The organism is Aliarcobacter sp. (genome assembly GCF_041672065.1).
Lineage (GTDB): Bacteria > Campylobacterota > Campylobacteria > Campylobacterales > Arcobacteraceae > Aliarcobacter > Aliarcobacter skirrowii.
In genome coordinates this window covers 1-18,688 of sequence record NZ_JBAZAH010000010.1, presented here as the reverse complement: position 1 = coordinate 18,688, position 18,688 = coordinate 1, and the positions used below count along the sequence as shown (strand labels likewise).

General features: G+C 28.5%; 19 protein-coding genes. 15 read left to right on the top strand and 4 right to left on the bottom strand.

From position 1 onward, the window contains the following. Nucleotides 1–12: 12 nt before the first annotated feature. Nucleotides 13–249 (top strand): twin-arginine translocase TatA/TatE family subunit, encoded by a 237-nt coding sequence (locus WC168_RS02855; protein WP_066161955.1) that lies wholly within the window; start codon nucleotides 13–15, stop codon nucleotides 247–249. A gap of 34 nt (nucleotides 250–283) precedes the next feature. Continuing rightward, complete coding sequence (gene argS, locus WC168_RS02850; RefSeq protein WP_372617429.1) at nucleotides 284–1,873, top strand: arginine--tRNA ligase; 1,590 nt, start codon at nucleotides 284–286, stop codon at nucleotides 1,871–1,873. On the opposite strand, the gene WC168_RS02845 is transcribed toward argS, so the two are convergent. Continuing rightward, a complete protein-coding gene (locus WC168_RS02845) occupies nucleotides 1,866–3,239 on the bottom strand; it encodes a DUF4885 family protein (protein WP_372617427.1) in 1,374 nt (457 codons plus the stop codon). The two genes, argS and WC168_RS02845, sit on opposite strands and share 8 nt — an antisense overlap. A 117-nt stretch (nucleotides 3,240–3,356) precedes the next feature. Between WC168_RS02845 and WC168_RS02840 the strand changes: the two genes are divergently transcribed. Continuing rightward, a complete protein-coding gene (locus tag WC168_RS02840) occupies nucleotides 3,357–4,217 on the top strand; it encodes a hypothetical protein (RefSeq protein ID WP_372617425.1) in 861 nt (286 codons plus the stop codon). 36 nt (nucleotides 4,218–4,253) lie between these two features. On the opposite strand, the gene rsfS is transcribed toward WC168_RS02840, so the two are convergent. Continuing rightward, nucleotides 4,254–4,580 (bottom strand): ribosome silencing factor, encoded by a 327-nt coding sequence (gene rsfS, locus WC168_RS02835; RefSeq protein ID WP_066351473.1) that lies wholly within the window; start codon nucleotides 4,578–4,580, stop codon nucleotides 4,254–4,256. Beyond that, the gene (nadD, locus tag WC168_RS02830) at nucleotides 4,570–5,118 is read right to left on the bottom strand and encodes a nicotinate (nicotinamide) nucleotide adenylyltransferase (RefSeq protein ID WP_066351476.1); all 549 of its coding nucleotides are present in this window, start codon (nucleotides 5,116–5,118) and stop codon (nucleotides 4,570–4,572) included. The genes rsfS and nadD overlap by 11 nt, the downstream gene beginning before the upstream one ends. A gap of 90 nt (nucleotides 5,119–5,208) precedes the next feature. Between nadD and gap the strand changes: the two genes are divergently transcribed. The 10 genes from gap (at nucleotide 5,209) to WC168_RS02780 (ending at nucleotide 16,597) form a co-directional block, all read left to right on the top strand. Beyond that, complete coding sequence (gap, locus tag WC168_RS02825) at nucleotides 5,209–6,207, top strand: type I glyceraldehyde-3-phosphate dehydrogenase (RefSeq protein ID WP_372617422.1); 999 nt, start codon at nucleotides 5,209–5,211, stop codon at nucleotides 6,205–6,207. An 8-nt stretch (nucleotides 6,208–6,215) separates the two neighbouring features. Further along, entirely contained in the window at nucleotides 6,216–7,418 is a 1,203-nt protein-coding gene (pgk, locus tag WC168_RS02820) for a phosphoglycerate kinase (protein WP_066161972.1), read from the top strand. Continuing rightward, nucleotides 7,419–8,129, top strand: a complete 711-nt coding sequence (locus WC168_RS02815) for a triose-phosphate isomerase (RefSeq protein WP_372617420.1) — start codon at nucleotides 7,419–7,421, stop codon at nucleotides 8,127–8,129. Then, on the top strand, nucleotides 8,129–8,953 hold the full coding sequence (gene fabI / locus WC168_RS02810) for an enoyl-ACP reductase FabI (RefSeq protein WP_279133943.1): 825 nt from the start codon (nucleotides 8,129–8,131) through the stop codon (nucleotides 8,951–8,953). The genes WC168_RS02815 and fabI overlap by 1 nt, the downstream gene beginning before the upstream one ends. A 24-nt stretch (nucleotides 8,954–8,977) precedes the next feature. After that, nucleotides 8,978–10,186 carry a diaminopimelate decarboxylase gene (lysA, locus tag WC168_RS02805; protein WP_372617418.1) on the top strand — a complete coding sequence of 403 codons (1,209 nt, stop codon included), beginning with the start codon at nucleotides 8,978–8,980 and terminating at the stop codon, nucleotides 10,184–10,186. Nucleotides 10,187–10,195: 9 nt separating this feature from the next. Next, nucleotides 10,196–11,278, top strand: a complete 1,083-nt coding sequence (gene pheA, locus WC168_RS02800; protein WP_066351485.1) for a chorismate mutase — start codon at nucleotides 10,196–10,198, stop codon at nucleotides 11,276–11,278. An 18-nt stretch (nucleotides 11,279–11,296) separates the two neighbouring features. Then, on the top strand, nucleotides 11,297–12,400 hold the full coding sequence (gene hisC / locus WC168_RS02795; protein ID WP_066409072.1) for a histidinol-phosphate transaminase: 1,104 nt from the start codon (nucleotides 11,297–11,299) through the stop codon (nucleotides 12,398–12,400). A 7-nt stretch (nucleotides 12,401–12,407) separates the two neighbouring features. Beyond that, nucleotides 12,408–14,213 (top strand): 1-deoxy-D-xylulose-5-phosphate synthase, encoded by a 1,806-nt coding sequence (dxs, locus tag WC168_RS02790; protein WP_372617415.1) that lies wholly within the window; start codon nucleotides 12,408–12,410, stop codon nucleotides 14,211–14,213. A gap of 121 nt (nucleotides 14,214–14,334) precedes the next feature. Beyond that, on the top strand, nucleotides 14,335–15,357 hold the full coding sequence (locus tag WC168_RS02785) for a cytochrome-c peroxidase (protein WP_372617413.1): 1,023 nt from the start codon (nucleotides 14,335–14,337) through the stop codon (nucleotides 15,355–15,357). Between the two features lie 97 nt (nucleotides 15,358–15,454). Further along, entirely contained in the window at nucleotides 15,455–16,597 is a 1,143-nt protein-coding gene (locus WC168_RS02780; protein ID WP_372617411.1) for an MFS transporter, read from the top strand. On the opposite strand, the gene maf is transcribed toward WC168_RS02780, so the two are convergent. Further along, the gene (gene maf, locus WC168_RS02775; RefSeq protein WP_066351498.1) at nucleotides 16,592–17,140 is read right to left on the bottom strand and encodes a septum formation inhibitor Maf; all 549 of its coding nucleotides are present in this window, start codon (nucleotides 17,138–17,140) and stop codon (nucleotides 16,592–16,594) included. The genes WC168_RS02780 and maf overlap by 6 nt on opposite strands. A 67-nt stretch (nucleotides 17,141–17,207) precedes the next feature. On the opposite strand from maf, the gene WC168_RS02770 reads away from it, so the two are divergent. Beyond that, complete coding sequence (locus WC168_RS02770) at nucleotides 17,208–18,497, top strand: tellurium resistance protein TerC (protein ID WP_372617408.1); 1,290 nt, start codon at nucleotides 17,208–17,210, stop codon at nucleotides 18,495–18,497. A gap of 68 nt (nucleotides 18,498–18,565) precedes the next feature. Continuing rightward, a partial coding sequence (locus tag WC168_RS02765; protein ID WP_372617457.1) for an anion permease occupies nucleotides 18,566–18,688 on the top strand: 123 nt, incomplete at its 3' end.

Genomic DNA, 18,688 nt, shown 5'->3' with positions numbered 1-18,688 from the left:
AAAGGAATTATTATGGGTATGCCAAGTGGTATGCAATTACTAGTAATTGTTTTAATTATACTAATATTATTCGGTGGTAAAAAAATACCTGAACTTGCAAAAGGTTTAGGAAGTGGTATTAAAAACTTTAAAAAAGCTATAAAAGATGAAGATGAAGAGAGTGCTACAGCTTCAAAAATCGAAGATAGTGAAAAAAAAGCTGATAATAAAGTAGAAGCTACTAAAACTGAAGACAAAACAAAGGCTTAAGCCTTTGTCTTAAAACACCTACAAAGAGATTAAATTGCAAAATATAGTTAAAGATTTTATTGAAAAAAATTTACAAAAAGATATTGTATTAGAGAAGCCAAAAGATAGCTCACTTGGTCATTTTGCAACACCAGTTGCATTCTCTTTAGCAAAAGAGTTAAAAAAATCTCCTATGATTTTAGCTGAAGAGTTGGCTGTAAAGTTGCAAAATCCAAATATTTTTGAAAAAGTTGAAGCTGTAAAAGGTTTTATAAACTTTAAACTATCTAAAAAATTTATAGAAAAACTTACAAATGAAGCCTTAGAAAAAAAAGATGATTTTGCAAAAGGTGATAAAAAAGATGAAAAAATACTTCTAGAGTATGTAAGTGCAAACCCAACAGGTCCTCTTCATATTGGACATGCAAGAGGGGCTGTTTTTGGAGATACTTTATATAAAGTTGGAACATATTTAGGATATCCTATAACAACAGAGTACTATATAAATGATGCTGGTGCTCAAATGCAACTTCTTGGAATTAGCGTTAGTTTGGCTGCTAGAGATTTTATATTTAATGAAACTGTAGAGTATCCAGAGAGTTATTACAGAGGCGAATATTTAATAGAGATTGCCGAAAAAATTATAGAAAAATATGGAAAAGATATTATCTATGATGAGAGTAGATTTGAAGAGATGGCAATTTTTGCAAAAGATATAGTAATGCAAATAATCATAAAAGATTTAGGTGATTTAGGAATAAGTTTTCAAAATTTTGTATCCGAAAAATCACTTTATAGCTCATGGGAAAATACAAAAACTGTTTTAGAAAAAAATGGTTCACTTTACACAAAAGATGAAAAAGTTTATCTAAAATCAACACAATTTGGTGATGATAGCGATAGAGTTGTTGTAAGAGAAAATGGAATTCCTACGTATTTAGCTGGAGATATAATCTATCACAAAAATAAATTTGATAGAGAGTTTGACAAATATATAAATATTTGGGGAGCTGATCACCACGGTTATATTACAAGAGTAAAAGCAGCTATTGAGTTTTTAGGAAATGACTCTTCTAAACTTGAGGTTATTTTATCTCAAATGGTTCAGCTACTTAAAGGTGGACAACCTTATAAAATGAGTAAAAGAGCTGGTAATGTTATATTAATGTCTGATATAACTTCTGAGATTGGAAGTGATGCTTTAAGATTTATATTCTTAACTAAAAAAAGTGATACTCACTTGGAGTTTGATATTGATATGTTAAAAAATCAAGACTCAAGTAATCCAATTTTTTATATAAACTATGCACACGCAAGAATAAATCAAGTTTTTGTAAAATCAAATTTAAGTTTAGATGATGTAAAAGATGAGAGCTTTGAAGCTTTAAATAGTGAAGCTTTAAATTTAGTTTATGAATCACTTCTTTTAAAATCTGTTTTAGAGGATGCATTTTCTAAAAGAGATATGCAAAAAATTACTGAATACTTATACAATCTAGCTTCTAGCGTACATAAGTTTTATAATGAACATAAAATTATTGGAAGTAGTGAAGAAAAAACTTACTTAAAAGTTCTAAGTATGGCAAAATTAAGTATAAAAACAGGACTTAAACTTCTTGGAATTGAAGCAAAAGAGATTATGTAATCTCTTTTGTATGATTTTCCCACTCTTTTAAGAGTTTATAAAATTCTTTATCGGCTTGACTATCCTCTTTTCCAGTAAGATATTTTTGCATTAGTATTAGTTTGATTAATTCAAAATCAGTTGTTCCATACTCTTCAAATAAACCTTTTGCTTCAGATTTTAAACTATCCAAAGTTAGAGTATTTAAATTTAAAGCATCTTTTATAATATCTTGTTTATCTTCAAGATTTACACTATCTTGTCTATAATTTTTGAAAGCTTCTCCTAAAGTTTGAGATTTTGAAGCTTTTAACTCATCTATCCATTTTGTTTTTCCCATTCCAAAATTTTCACTTTGTCCTACATCATAAAAACTTCCATTTTTATAATCTATTGATAAAACCAAATCAGGTACATTTTCAAAGCCTTTTTTTGCAAGTTCTGATAAATTCGCACTATAACCATCAAAGGCAACTCCCTTGTATTCCTCAGGAATATTTTTACTATTTATAACACCAATTCTTAGTAGCTCCATAACATCTGTTCCATCTTCTGTAATAAATTTACCATCTACATTTTCCAAATCTCTTAAGTCATAGCCAGTTAGCTCTTTTACAGTATGATATATAGAATGTTTCATTGATTTATCTTTACTAAATTGTATTGAATCATCTATATAGCTTGAACGACTAAGTGAAATATGACTAAATAATTCTTTTGAGTTATCTCCTGTATTTAAAACATCTTCTATTAAACTAGATAGATTTTTATCATCAAGTCCGCTAACAGTTACTTTATAATCATAAGGTTCAATTGTAAATCTAAGATTACTATCTTTAGGAATAGAAATACCATATTTATTTAAAAGTTGTTGGAACTGCTCATTAACCATATCTCTATTAAATGCTTTTTTTTCAGCACTCTCTACTCTATCATTCATTGAATTTAAATCTTTTATATTTGGGTCAATAAAGCTTATATTTCTTAACTTCCCATATTTTAAATAATCCATTTCATGTTTATGAGCTACATCTCTTTCTATTCGACTTAATCCTTCTATATAATATGGTGAAGCTTGTGAGTAATATTTATCACTAATATGTTGCTCTGGATTTGCAAATTTTTTATTCTCTTTTGTTGCTTTTGAGTAAACTTCTTCTAGTCTATTTCTAACAGCTTTTTCATCATCACTTATAAAGTTGTTGTAGCTTTTAATAAAAGTTTCTTCATCTAAAGATGAAAGTAGATTTAAGCTATTTAAAGTATTTTTATCTATATCAATATTTACTGCTTCACTATTTTTATTAGTTTGTTGTGTATAATTATTTTGTGTTACTTTTATTCCACTTAACGAACTAAACTGCTGAATATTAGTGTTTATCTTCATAACAATTCCCCTTTTTTTATTATTACATTTCTTTAATTTAGATTAATTTTATCAAACTAATCTTTATTTAACTTTAACAATCATAAAATCAAATATCTTATATACAAGGAGACAAAAATGATGTTGAAAAAAAGTTTTAAACAGATACTAAAAGCTGTTTTAGTAATGTTTTTTGTTGGTTTATTTGGTATAACAAATGTTTCTGCTACAATTACAGGCAATAATACATTAAATGATGCCTATGTAATGGGTTATTGGGAATATTATACTCCAGATACTACTTGGCTAGAACCAAATATAAATGAAGCTTATTATAAATTTACAGCAAGTGCTGGAGATAAAATATATGCTAGAACTTCCTACAATGATAGCTATTTAGGTATGACAATAGAAACACTTGATAGTACTGGCAAAAGAATTAATCTAGGAGATACTATAATAAATACTACTTCTAATTACTTACCATTTCTTTTTGCAAATGCAGATGCTGATATAAATGCACAAACATTTTATATAAAAGTTACTAGAGGAAGTTATACTGGCGATATGTATTTTACGGTTACAGTTGAAAAAAGAATATATTCAGCTAATGGAACATTTGATTTTGTAGGTACTGCTTCAAATCCTGGAAATCCAGATATATTAACAAACCCAAATGGTGTTGATTCTTCAATTATTAATATGAATTTAACAAATAATTCATCTATTCCAAATGGTGCTATTGTTAAATCTATTACAACAACAGGTACAGTAACTCCTAGCAAAGGTGGAATACTACACAAAATATCTTCAAGTCAAAACAATATTTGGTACACATCAAGTGTGCTTGGAAGTAATTATCCAATAACTGTTAATGATGACTTAGAAGTAAAAAAAGTTTGGTCTTTTAAATATAATCAAAAAGCATTAGGAGCTTCAACTATGAAAAATGTAAAAGCAACAATAAATTATGAGTATGATATAACTGATGGGTTTTAATCTAAACAAAAGATAGAGATAAATCTCTATCTTTATTTAATTTTTAGGCTTTGCAAAGCTTTCTAAAAAATCTTCTAAGTTATATTTTTCTCTATATTTTTCACTCATTAAATGAATAAAAATATCTCCTAAATCAATAACAGTCCAATTCTCATCTTCATCAACTCTTAAAAACTCTTCACCTTTTGGTTTTAAATCTGTTTTTAAATAATCCAAAAGTGCAGCACCATGTTTTGGATTTAAAGTTGTAGCAATTACAACATAATCAACTAAATACTCTTTTGATTTCAAATCAAAAAGTTCAACATCAACAGCTTTTTTATCTTCTAAAATAGCTTTTATATTCTCTACTCTATTTTTCAATTTTTTCCTTTTTTAAGTTTTTTAAATCTTCCCAAATAACTTTTGGAACATAGTTTAAATCTAATTTTTCACGCAGTCTTGTAGAGCTAATATCTATATTTATATCAAGAGTTTTAAACTCACTTGATAAGAGATTATATCCAGCTCTTTTAGCCACAACAAACTCTAAATTCTCTTTTAGCTCATCAATATTGTGCCATCTATAAAGAGATTTTAGATTATCTTCACCTATTATGAAGTAGATTTTGCTAGGATTTAATAAACTTTTAATATATCTAATAGTCTCATAAGTGTAGCTTAGTTTTTTTTGCTTAATCTCATAATCACAAACCTCAACCCTTTTATCATCTTCAAAAACTTTTTTTAAAAGCTTGAATCTAATCTCTGGCTCAAATAAAAAATCTTTTTTAAATGGATTTAGATAAGTTGGAACTATGATTAATTTATCAATATCTAAAACTTCTAGTGCAGTCTTAACTATCTTTTCATGTGCTAAATGTATTGGGTCAAAACTACCACCAAAAATTGCAATTTTCAAAAAAAACTTACCTCAAATTATGAATTAAATTATATTATAGCAATTTTTCGATAAAATATTTGCTATTTAGAATTTTTATAAAGGGATTAGATGGCTATTAAAGTTGCAATAAACGGATTTGGAAGAATAGGAAGATGTGTGGCTAGAATTATTGCCAACAGAGATGATGTTGAACTGGTTGCTATTAATGATACTGCTGAAGCTTCAATGCTTGAGTATATTACAAAATATGATACTGTTCATGGAACTTTTAATGGTGATGTTAAAGTTGAGAATGGTTACTTAAAAATGGGTAAAATTAATGCAAAATTATACTCAACTAGAGATGCAAATGAGCTAACATTTACTAAAGATTGTGGTGCAGAGATTGTTTTAGAGTGTACAGGAGCATATTTAACAAAAGAGTCTTGTCAAGTTCATATAAAAAATGGTGCTAAAAAAGTTGTTATGAGTGCACCTGCAAAAGATGATACAAAAACTTATGTTATGGGTGTAAACGAGTCAACTTATGGTGGTGAAAATATAGTTTCAAATGCATCTTGTACTACAAACTGCCTTGGACCAATAGCTAAAATTATAGATGATGCTTTTGGAATTGAAAAAGGTTTAATGACAACTATTCACTCATATACAAATGACCAAAATATATTAGATGTAAAACACAAATCTGATAAAAGAAGAGCACGAGCTGGTGCTGCTAATATGATTCCTACAAGCACAGGTGCAGCTAAAGCTATGCGACTTATTATGCCTCAACTTGATGGAAAACTTCATGGTCAAAGCGTAAGAGTTCCAACTCCAAATGTATCTATGGTAGATGTAAACTTTGTAATCAAAAAAGATACTACAAAAGATGAGATAAATGCTTTATTTACTCAAAAATCAAAAGAGTTAGCTGGTATTGTTGCAGTTGATAATGAAATGCTTGTATCAAGTGATTTAATAGGAAATACAAACTCTACAATTATTGCTACTGATTTAACTCAAGTTATTGGTGGAAATATGATAAAAGTTATGAGCTGGTATGACAATGAGTGGGGATATTCTGCTAGACTTGTAGATTTAGCTGTTTATATATCGAAAAAATAAGGGATAAAATGAAGTTACAAGAGATTAAAAATATAGATATTGCTGGTAAAAAAGTTTTTATTAGATGTGACTTTAATGTTCCAGTTGATGAGTACAATAACATTACAGATGATAGAAGAATTAGAAGTGCTTTGAATACAATTAGATATTGTATTGATAATGATTGCTCTGTTATATTAGCTAGCCACTTTGGAAGACCAAAAGGTGGTTTTGAAGAGAAATACTCACTAGCACCAATTGCAAAAAGATTACATATTTTATTAAAGCAAGAGATAAAATTAGCTCCAAATGTAGTTTGTGAAAAAACTCTACAAATGGCAAAAGAGTTAAAATCTGGTGAAATAATGCTTTTAGAGAATATGAGATTTGAAGCTGGTGAAACAAAAAATGATGAAGAGTTAAGTAAAAAATTAGCTTCAATGGCTGATGTTTATGTAAATGATGCTTTTGGAGTATCTCACAGAGCTCACTCATCTGTTGAAGGTATTGCAAAATATTTTGATATAAATCACAAAGCTGCTGGATTTTTACTTGCAAAAGAGATTAAATTTTTCCACCATATTGTTGAAAATCCTAAAAGACCATTTGTATCAATAGTTGGAGGATCAAAAGTATCTGGAAAACTTGAAGCACTTTATAATCTTGTTCCAAAAGTTGATAAAATTGTAATTGGTGGCGGAATGGCATTTACATTCTTAAAAGCTTTAGGATATGAAATTGGAAAATCACTTGTTGAAGAGGATTTAATTCCTGAAGCCTTAAAAATTATGGAATTAGCAAAACAAAAAGATACAAAACTATATCTTCCTGTTGATATTGTTGTTGCTGAAGCTTTTGATGCTGAAGCTATTGCTAAAATTGTTCCAGTTCAAGAGATACCAAAATCTTGGATAGGGCTTGATATAGGACCAGCAACTGCCTTATTATTTAGTGAAGTTTTAAATGATGCAAATACTATTTTATGGAACGGTCCAATGGGTGTTTATGAGATGGAAAAATTTGCAAAAGGAAGCACAAAAATATCTCACGCAGTAGCAAGTTCATATGCGACCACTGTTGTTGGTGGAGGAGATACAGCTGATTTAGTAAGAATTACTGGTGATGAAGATGATATGACATTTATAAGCACTGGTGGTGGAGCATCTTTAGAGTTAATTGAAGGAAAAATTCTTCCTGGAGTTAAAGCTTTAGTTATTGAGGATGATAAATAAATGGCAATTATTGCAAGTAATTTTAAGACAAACCATACAAGAAAGAGTACTAAAGAGTATATTGAAAAATTAAACTCTTTTATGATTGAAAAAAGTATTCAAAATGAAGTTTTAGTATTTCCAACTTCATGCTCTTTAGACTCTTTTAATATAGTTTCAAATCTTAAAATTGGTGTTCAAAATGCTTATGCTGTAGAATATGGCTCTTTTACAGGTGAGATTGGAAGTTTACAAATTGATGAGTTTGGAATCAAAACTATATTAATAGGTCACAGTGAAAGAAGACATATTTTAAATGAGTCTCAAGAAGAGATTGCAAAAAAATATCAGTTTTACAAAAACTTAGATTTTAAAATAATCTACTGTATTGGAGAGCCTTTAGAGGTTAAAAATGAAGGTTTAGACAAAACTTTAGAGTATATTTTTGAACAATTTGTTGGTATTGATACAAGCTATGAAAATTTAATTCTTGCTTATGAGCCTGTTTGGGCAATTGGTACAGGTGTTACTGCAACAAACGAAGATATCAAAAAAGTTCACAATGCAATAAAATCAAAAATCAACAAACCTCTTCTTTACGGTGGAAGTGTTAAAGTTGAAAATGTAAGAGAGATTTGCTCTATTAAAAATGTTGATGGAGCTTTAATTGGAACTGCATCTTGGCAAATAGATGATTTTATACAAATTTTAGAAAATACAAAGGATTTATAATGATAATGAAGGGTAAAAAAGGTGTTATTTTAGGTGTAGCAAATGACAAATCAATTGCTTATGGAATTGCAAAAGCTTGTCATGCACAAGGTGCACAAATTGCATTTACATATTTAAATGATGCTCTTAAAAAAAGAGTTGAACCAATAGCTGCTGAGTTTGGAAGCTCTAATTTAGTTTATCCTTGTGATGTTTCTAAACCTGAAGAGATAGTTGCTTTAAGAGAATCTTTAAAAAAAGATTTAGGCGAGATTGATTTTATTGTTCACTCAATCGCTTTTGCTCCAAAAGAGGGTTTAAGCGGAAGATTTCACAATATATCAAAAGAGGCATTTGATATAGCAATGGATATATCTGTATTTTCATTAATTGAAGTTACAAAAGAGTTAAAACCTCTTTTATCTTCTAACTCTTCAATTTTAACATTAACATATTATGGTGGAGAAAAATATATTCCAAACTATAACTTAATGGGAGTTGCAAAAGCAGCTTTAGATATGACTACTAAATATCTAGCAGAAGATTTAGGAAAAGATGGAATTAGAGTAAATGCTATTAGTGCAGGTCCAATCAAAACTTTAGCAGCTGCTGGAATTGGTGATTTTAGATTTATGCTTAAATGGAATGAAGCTCACTCTCCATTAAAGAAAAATGTAACAATTGATGAAGTTGGAAACTCTGGAATGTATTTACTTAGCGATTTAAGTAGTGCGGTAACTGGTGAAATTCACCATGTTGATAGTGGATTTAATATAATGGGTATGCCAGCAGTTGAGTTTGAAGATGGAAAACCAAAAATTGCTTGGAATGGAACTGATAAATAGATATAAACTTTAATTAGGAGAATTATGAATATAGATTTTAAAACACTTGCACAAAAATATCAAACACCATATTATGTATATGATTTTGATTACATTAAAAAACAGTATACTGAGCTTAAAGAGTCATTTAGAGCAAGAAAATCTCTAATAGCATATGCAGTTAAAGCAAACTCGAATTTAAGTGTAATACAACATCTTGCAAACTTAGGAGCAGGAGCTGATTGTGTTAGTATTGGAGAGGTAAAAAGAGCTTTAAAAGTTGGAATTCCTTCATATAAAATTATCTTCTCAGGTGTTGGGAAAAGTGATGAAGAGATAAAAGAGGCTTTAACTTTAGATATTTTACTTATAAATGTAGAGAGTGCTGCTGAGTTAAATAAAGTTGAAACAATAGCAAAAGAGTTAAATAAAGTTGCAAGAATCTCAATAAGAGTAAATCCAAATATTGATCCACAAACTCATCCATATATCTCAACAGGTCTACATGAAAATAAGTTCGGAGTAGATATTGATACAGCAAAAAGAATGTATATTCAGTGTAAAAATAGTGATTTTTTAGAGCCAACTGGAATTCACTGTCATATTGGATCGCAACTTACTCAACTTCAACCAATTAAAGATGCTGTTAAAATTGTGGCTGATTTAGTAAGAAACTTAAAAGCTATAAAAATTGAACTATCATTTATGGATGTTGGTGGTGGTTTAGGAATTATCTATGATGAAGAGAAGCTAATTGATACATATGAGTATGCACAATCAATTTTAGACTCTATGTTTGGTCTTGATTTAACTGTTATTTGTGAACCAGGAAGATTTATTGTTGGAAACTCTGGATATTTTGTAACAAAAGTTTTATATGAAAAAATAAACGGAAATAAGAGATTTGTTATTGTTGATGGAGCTATGAATGATTTAATAAGACCTGCTTTATATAATGCTTATCATAAAATTGAAGTTTTAAATGATAATAAAAACTTCTCAAATTGTAACATTGTAGGACCTGTTTGTGAAAGTGGAGATTTTTTTGCAAAAAATATAGATTTACAAGAGACACAAAGTGATGATTTAGTGGTAATTCACAGTGCTGGAGCCTATGGATTTACAATGTCTAGTAACTACAATACAAGAGGAAGAGTTGCAGAGATTGCAGTTGAAAATGGTGTTGATAGATTAATTAGAAGAAGAGAAAAATTTGAAGATTTAATTGCTTTAGAAGAAGAGTTTATAAAATAAGGATTTTGAATGGCAAGTTGTGAAGATGGCTTACTTGAATTAAGAAATAAGCTTGATAATATTGATAATAGACTTCTTGAACTTTTAGATGAAAGAATGCAGCTAGTTCATAAAGTTGGGGCTTTAAAAGCAAAAAGTGGTGGTGCAATATATAGACCTGATAGAGAGAAGGCTATTATTGATAGACTTGATAAAATTAATAAAGAAAAAAATGGTCTTTTAAATAGAAGTGCTATTGAAGCTCTGTTTTTAGAAATCTTTGCAATATCAAGAAATATTGAACTACCAGAAAACATTGGATATTTGGGTCCTCAAGGAAGCTTTACACATCAAGCAGCTGAGAGTAGATTTGGAGCTATGAGCTCTTATGTATCTATTAGCTCAATTTTGGGAATTTTTAAAGAGTTAGAGTCAAAAAAGATAAAATTTGGTGTTGTACCAATTGAAAACTCTTCAAATGGAATTGTAAATGACACAATAAATGGTTTTACAAATTTTAACTCAAAAATAGTTGCTGAAGTTGTATTAAACATTCATCACACACTTGCAACAACTTGTGATAAAATAAGCGATATAAAAAAGATATATTCAAAAGATATAGCATTTGATCAGTGTAGAAAATTTTTAAATAATTTTGGACTAAATGAAGTTGAATTAATTCCAGTTGAATCAACAACAAAAGCTGCAAAACTAGCAGCAATTGAAGCAAATAGTGCGGCAATTTGTTCTCATGTTGCAGCAAAACTTTATAATCTTCCAATCTTATTTGAAAATATTGAAGATAAAGATAACAATAAAACAAGATTTTTCATATTAAGTGATTTTGAAAATTCTCAAAGTGGAAATGACAAAACATCTATTTTGGTAAATCTTCCAGATACTCAAGGAGCACTTGTAAAATTTCTAAATGATTTTAACGATGCTGGAATAAATTTAACAAAAATAAAATCTCATATTGTTGAAGGAATATCTATATTTTTCATAGATTTTGATGGACATAAAGATGATGAAAATGTTAAAGAGGTTTTAGATAAACATAAGAGTAGTATAAAGGTTTTAGGATCTTATGTAAAAGAGATAAAAGATATATAAATTAAGCAAGGAGCAAAAATGAAATTTAATAAAGTGTTGAAGAATTTATCAACTTATGAGGCTGGAAAACCAATTGAGTTAGTTGTAAGAGAGTATGGAATTAATCAAAAAGATGTTGTAAAACTTGCATCAAATGAGAATCCTTATGGGACAAGCCCAAAAGTTGTTGCAAAAATAGAGAGTCTTGCAAAAAATATGTACTTATATCCAGATGACTCTATGTTTGAATTAAAAGAAGCTTTGGCAAATAAGTTCAATCTTAATAGCAAAAATGTAATTATTGGTTCTGGAAGTGATCAAATTTTAGAGTTTGCAGTTCATGCAAAATGTAAAAAGAATTCAAAAGTTTTAATGGCTCAAACAACATTTGCTATGTATGAAATATATTCAAAACAAGTTGGTGCAAAGATTATCAAAACAAAATCTTCTCAACACAACTTAAAAGAGTTTAGTAAACTTTATAAAAAACATGGAGCTGATGTAATTTTTCTTTGTCTTCCAAACAATCCATTAGGGGAGTGTTTAGATAAAGATGAAGTTTATGAATTTTTAGAAACTATTGATAAAAACACATTAGTTGTAGTTGATGGTGCATATCAAGAGTATGCTAGTTTTAAAGATGAGAAAAAAAGAATCTCTCCAAAAGATTTAATAGAAAAATTTCCAAATGCAATCTATCTTGGAACTTTCTCAAAAGCTTATGCTCTTGGAGGAATGAGAGTTGGTTATGGTTTAGCAAATGAGGATATTATTTCAACTTTTTATAAAATAAGAGCTCCTTTTAATATTACAACTTTAAGCTTAGCAGCAGCTATTGAAGCTTTAAAAGATCAAGAGTTTGTAGATGATTGTATTGAAAAAAACTTTAAACAGATGAAAAGATATGAAAAATATTGCCAAGACAATGGTTTTGAATATATACCTTCATATACAAACTTCATTACGATTTTATTCAAAAACTTTATTTCAAAAGAGATTGCTCAAAAACTTTTAGAAAGAGGGATGATTATTAGAGATTTAACAGGTTATGGTCTAAATGCAATTAGAGTTACAATTGGTACTCAAGCACAAAATACTAAGTTTTTTAAACTGCTGACTGAAGTTTTAGAAGAGTTAAAATAGATTTAAAATGCAAATAAAAGATAAATCAATCGAAGAGTTAAAAGAGCTATCTTGCAAAATAAGAGAGCGAATAATTGATGTAGTATCAAGAAAAGGTGGGCACTTCTCATCAACACTTGGTGCTGTTGAATTAACTATTGGAATGCACAAAGTTTTTGATGTAAATAGTGATCCATTTATATTTGATGTTTCTCATCAATGTTATCCTCACAAACTTTTAACTTCTAGATGGGATGAGTTTGAAACAATTAGACAATTTGGTGGATTAAGTGGCTTTACAAAACCAAATGAGAGCTCTGCTGATTACTTTGTAGCTGGTCATAGTTCAACTTCTATCTCACTTGCAGTTGGTGCAGCAAAAGCTATAAAACTAAAAGGTGAAAATAGAGTTCCAGTTGTTATGATTGGAGATGGTTCTATGAGCGCTGGAATGGTTTATGAAGCTCTAAACGAATTAGGAGATTTAAAACTTCCAGTTGTAATAATTTTAAATGACAATGAAATGAGTATTGCAAAACCAATTGGTGCAATTTCAAAATATCTATCAAAAATATTAGCTGGAAAAACTTATCAAAGTTTTAAAGCAACAGTTGATAAGTTTATACGAAACAATATGCCAGAAGGTACAACTTATTTAGCAAAAAGAATTGAGAGCTCAATTAAACTAATAACTCCTGGTATTTTATTTGAAGAGATGGGAATTGATTATATAGGTCCAATTGATGGACATGATCTAAAAGAGATTATAGAGACTTTAGAAATAGCTAAATCTATGAATAAACCAGTAATTGTTCATGCAAGAACTGTAAAAGGAAAAGGTTATAAAATTGCTGAAGGACAACATGAAAAGTGGCATGGAGTTGGTCCTTTTAATGTTGAAAATGGAGAGTTTATCAAAAAAAGTACACAAATAAGTGCAACTGAAGTATTTTCTAACTCTTTATTAAATTTAGCAAAAAAATATGAAAATATTGTTGGTGTAACTGCCGCCATGCCAAGTGGAACCGGAATGGATAAATTAATGAAAGAGTTTCCTTCTCGTTTTTGGGATGTAGCAATTGCTGAACAACATGCAGTTACTTCAATGGCAGCTATGGCAAAAGAGGGATTTAAACCTTTTGTTACAATCTACTCTACATTTTTACAAAGAGGTTTTGATCAGATAATTCATGATGTTTGTATTATGAATCTGCCTGTTGTTTTTGCAATGGATAGAGCTGGAATTGTTGGAAATGATGGTGAGACTCATCAAGGAGCTTTTGATATTAGTTTTTTAAGATTTATTCCAAATATGATTTTATTTGCTCCAAGAGATAACGAAACATTGGAACTATCTTTAGAGTTTGCATATACTTTAAATAGTCCTTGTGCAATTAGATATCCAAGAGGTTCATTTAAAGATTTAGAGTACAAAGCTTCTAAATTTGAGTTAGGAAAAGCAGAACTACTTAAAAATGGAACTTCAAATAAACTTTTCATTGGATATGGAAGTGGTGTATCAAAAGCTATTGAAGTTGAACAGCTTCATAGTGAAGATATAGCAATATTAGATCTAAGATTTATAAAACCAATAGATAAAAATATCTTAAAAGATTTATCAAAAAAATATGACTCTTGGTATGTTTTTAGTGATTCACAAAAACAAAGCGGTGTAGCAAGTGCTATTTTAGAGGCTTTAAATGAAGAGAGTATAAAAAATATCTCTTTAAAATCATTTGAATTTGAAGATAACTTTATAGAACACGGCGACACTAAGCTTGTTGAAGACTCTTTAGGTCTTCTTCCAAAACAGTTAGTTGAAAAGATAAAATAGGATATTTTATCTCCTATTTTATAAGTAAAAATTATAATATTATTTATAAAAACAGATAAAACTAAGCTCTAATTAATAAAAATTTTCCTATGATTTCTTAAATCATTTAGGAGGATTTTATATGAAACTAAAAATTTCTTTAGCACTATTTTTAGGTGCAACTACACTTTTTGCTGATCAAGCATTAATCACAAAATCAAAAAACTTTGGTTTGGAGCCTATCCCATCAGATAAAAAAGCTTTAATGAAATTAATTGATGATAAAGCAGATCCAATAACAGATGCAAAAGTTGAACTTGGAAAAAAATTATATTTTGATCCAAGACTTTCAAGAAGTAATTTAATATCTTGTAACACATGTCATAATCTAGCACTTGGTGGAGCTGATGGTGTTCCTGTTGCAATTGGACATGGATGGACTTCAAATCCACACCACTTAAACTCTCCAACAGTTTATAACTCAGTATTTTTTAAAGCACAATTTTGGGATGGAAGAAGCCCTCACTTAGCTGATCAAGCAGCAGGTCCAATTCAAGCAGGTCCAGAGATGGCTGCACCTCCAGCACTTGTTGAAGAGAGAATTAATTCAATTCCAGCTTATGTAGATGAGTTTAAAAAAGCTTATGGGAAAAATACAAAAGTTGATTTTGATAAAATCACAAGTGCAATTGCTACATTTGAAAGAACTTTAGTTACACCATCAAGATTTGATAAATTCTTAGAAGGTGATGCTAATGCTTTAACAAAAGCTGAAAAAGAGGGATTAGAATTATTCTTAAATAAAGGTTGTACGGCTTGTCACACAGGAATTGCTCTTGGTGGAACAATGCAACCATTCCAAGTTGCAAATAAATACAAATTTATAAGCGTTGGTGACTTTGCAGGTGATGAGAACGGTATGGTTAAAACTCCATCTTTAAGAAATATAACTGAAACAGCTCCATATTTCCACAATGGACAAATCTGGTCTTTAGCAGAGGCAGTTAAAGAGATGGGTTCTGTACAATTAGGAATAGAAATTTCTGATAAAGAAGCTTCTAAAATTGTAACTTTCTTAAAATCATTAACAGGTGAAAAACCAGCTATTGTTTATCCACAACTTCCAGAATCAAACGATAAAACTCCAAAACCTTCATTTGATTAAAAACTAGGGATTTTTCCCTAGTTTTACTATTTTGCTTAACTTTAAACAAATATTTTTAAGAGTAGAATTAGCTTTTTTAAAGGCTAGGTAATCTATTTTGAAAAGTAATCTATTAATTATCATATATGGACTAATTGTTACAATGTCTGTAATGTATGCAACTCAACCACTTCAACCACTTTTAGCCACAAAATTTAAAGTAACTATTACAGAGGCTTCACTTTTTACAGCTGTTATTTTGTTCTTTTTAGCAGTTGCACCAATAATATACGGTTATATTTTAGAGAAAGTTTGTGCAAAAAAGATGTTAATAAATGCATCAATAGTTCTATTAATCACAAACATATTTTTAGGTTTATCAAATAGTTATGAACTATTTTTGTTTTTTAGAGTTTGTGAAGCATTAGTAATTCCAGCAATTTTAACTTCACTTATGAGTATTTTGGCAAATATAGATAAAGATAATATTAAATTTAATATGTCTATTTATGTTGCTGGAACAGTTTTTGGAGGACTTATTGGAAGAGTTTTTTCAGGGTTTATTGCAACAACTTTTTCTTATGAATATGTATTTTACTCTTTGTCATTTGCTATATTTATCTCTATTTTATTAATTAAAAAACTAAACTTTAATGGTGAAGCCAATATTATAAAACCAAAAATTTCAGATGTAGTAAATATATTAAAAGATAGAAGATTTGTAATAGTATATTTTGTAATGTTTTGTATATTTTTTGTATTCTCAGGTGTTTTAAATGTGCTTCCTTTTAGAGCAAAAGAGTTATCAAGTGATTTTTCTGAGTTTCAAATTGCTCTTTTATATTTAGGATATGGAATGGGAATTTTAGTATCATTAAACTCTAAAAAAATAGTAAATTTTTTCAAGGGTGAAATAAATACCATATTATATGCAACAATATTTTTTATCTTTACTATATCATCACTATTTATAGAAAATATTTTATATCTTTTTTTACTTCTATTTTTAGTTTGTATAGGAATGTTTACAGCTCATACAGTTAGCACTCAACTTGCAAACTCTATGCAAAAATCACAAAAATCTTTAACTTCTGGAATGTATTTAACCTTTTACTATCTAGGAGGAGCAACAGGCTCACTTGTTCCATCAATGATATACAAAGCATTTAATTGGAATATAATGCTAATTGTATTTGTGATTTTACTTTTAGTTGTAGCTTTAGTTGTAGCTTTAAACAAAGACCTTTTTAAAACTTTATAGTTTTAAAAAAGGTATTAATTTTTCAATACTAAGTCCCATAGCTGTAGTTTCAAGACCAGATACCTTTTTTATATAAGGTTTGCAAAAACCTTCAACCATAATTGCTCCTGCTTTTCCAAAGCACTCACCACTTTTTAAATAGTTTAAAAGATCATCTTCTCTAAACTCTTCAAACTCATAACTTGTAATAGATATATCAATTAACTCAATAGATTTTGATTTATAAATCATACAAGTAATTACAGAAGTTTCATTTCCACTTTGAAGTTCTAGCATATTTTTTGCATCTTCATAATCTTTTGCTTTTCTTAAAAGTTTACCTTCACAAGTTACTACACTATCAGCAACCAAAAGTGGTATTTCAATCCCATATCTATTATACAACTCATCAAATTTTCCCTTTGTAGCAGCATAGCAAAACTCTTTAGGATTTGAAGTTGTTATACTATCCTCATCAAAACTTCCACCACTTTGTATAAAATCAATCTTAAAATCTTTTAGTATCTTTGCTCTTGTTGGCGAATTTGAACCAAGTCTTATCAATTTTTTCCTTTTTTCCTTGAATTATACTAAGTTTTAATATAATACGATTTTAAGATATAGGATTTTTATGTTAGCACTTTCAAGATTTTCAGGATTTTTAATATTTTTATCGTTTATTTTTACACTCTACTCATACTTTTTTAATGAAAATCTTCAAATAGTGGCTGTTGTATCAATTTGGATAGCTGTTACAATTTTGTTTTTTACATTAAAAAAGAGAAAACTTATATCAACACTTCTACTTTTATCCTTTTTATCCCTTTTATACTGCTATTTTAATGATATAAAAATAGATTTTTACAAAGCATTTAGTATAAATTTATATCTTCTAAATCTTTTAATAGCAGTTGGATTTTTAAAACTTATTGCAACTCCTAGAAGTGAAAAGAGTATTGAACTTCCAAGTGGAAAAAGCTCATTTATAAAAACATATTTAAGTATTCATCTATTTGGTTCAGTTATAAATCTATCAGCCCTACTTTTGGTTGCTGATAAAATGTACAAAAAAGGGAAATTGAGTACTTTACAAATAGTTTTACTTACTCGATCATTTGCAAGTGATGCTTACTGGTCACCTTTTTTTGTGGCATTTGCAGCTGCTATTACTTATGCTCCAAATTTACAAACGCTTACAATAATCTTTTTTGGAATATTTTTAGCAATAGCAACTTTTATAATTACGCTACTTGAAGTAAACTACAATAAAAAGTTTGATTTATCAACATTTCAAGGCTATCCTTTATCTTTACAAACACTTTTTATTCCACTTCTATTAGCTATTTTTGTTCTATTTACTCACCATTTTTACGAAGATCTTAAAATTATTGTTTTAATCTCACTTTTCTCTTTACTTCTTACTCTTTTTATTTTACCTATAAAAAAAGGTTTTTTTGAAAGTTTTAAAATATTAAAATTTTATATAATTGATGATTTACCAAAAATGAAGAGTGAATTAACACTATTTTTAGTAGCTGGTATTTTTGGAATTTTTATAGGAACTACTCTTTTATCATTTGATTTTAAACTCCCTTTTGAAATTTTTGATTACAAAACAGCTTCAATTGTTTTACTTACTTTTATAATTTTAGGTTTTATTGGAATTCATCCAATTATATCTATATCAATTTTGGGAGATTTTTTTGTCAATGCAAATCATACTCTTCTTGCTATGACTTTTTTAATGTCATGGGCAACAACAGTATCAACCTCTCCAATATCTGGGTTAAATCTAACTTTAAGTTCAAGATACTCTTGCAATCCAAAAGAGATTTTTAAATTAAATATTATTTATGCAATTAAGATTTATTTTATATGTCTGATATTTTTATATCTTTTATCACACTTTTTAAATATTTAAATTTTTCTTATAATAAGATTGTAATAAAAATATATTATAATTACTTAATTTTTTTATAAGGAGATTTTATGTCAAGTAAAAATATAAAATTACTTGTACCTATATTATTGGGGTTAATTATTTGGTTTATTCCTGCCCCTGAAGGCTTAAGCATTGAAGCTTGGAGATTTTTTGGTATATTCTTAGCTGTA

Bases quoted from the DNA above. Each gene is read 5' to 3' on its own strand.
- lysA (WP_372617418.1), top strand. From the start codon at position 8,978: ATGAATATAGATTTTAAAACACTTGCACAAAAATATCAAACACCATAT.
- WC168_RS02845 (WP_372617427.1), bottom strand. From the start codon at position 3,239: ATGAAGATAAACACTAATATTCAGCAGTTTAGTTCGTTAAGTGGAATA.
- pheA (WP_066351485.1), top strand. From the start codon at position 10,196: ATGGCAAGTTGTGAAGATGGCTTACTTGAATTAAGAAATAAGCTTGAT.
- WC168_RS02855 (WP_066161955.1), top strand. From the start codon at position 13: ATGGGTATGCCAAGTGGTATGCAATTACTAGTAATTGTTTTAATTATA.
- fabI (WP_279133943.1), top strand. From the start codon at position 8,129: ATGATAATGAAGGGTAAAAAAGGTGTTATTTTAGGTGTAGCAAATGAC.
- WC168_RS02815 (WP_372617420.1), top strand. From the start codon at position 7,419: ATGGCAATTATTGCAAGTAATTTTAAGACAAACCATACAAGAAAGAGT.
- WC168_RS02770 (WP_372617408.1), top strand. From the start codon at position 17,208: ATGTTAGCACTTTCAAGATTTTCAGGATTTTTAATATTTTTATCGTTT.
- dxs (WP_372617415.1), top strand. From the start codon at position 12,408: ATGCAAATAAAAGATAAATCAATCGAAGAGTTAAAAGAGCTATCTTGC.
- pgk (WP_066161972.1), top strand. From the start codon at position 6,216: ATGAAGTTACAAGAGATTAAAAATATAGATATTGCTGGTAAAAAAGTT.
- hisC (WP_066409072.1), top strand. From the start codon at position 11,297: ATGAAATTTAATAAAGTGTTGAAGAATTTATCAACTTATGAGGCTGGA.
- WC168_RS02785 (WP_372617413.1), top strand. From the start codon at position 14,335: ATGAAACTAAAAATTTCTTTAGCACTATTTTTAGGTGCAACTACACTT.
- gap (WP_372617422.1), top strand. From the start codon at position 5,209: ATGGCTATTAAAGTTGCAATAAACGGATTTGGAAGAATAGGAAGATGT.
- WC168_RS02840 (WP_372617425.1), top strand. From the start codon at position 3,357: ATGATGTTGAAAAAAAGTTTTAAACAGATACTAAAAGCTGTTTTAGTA.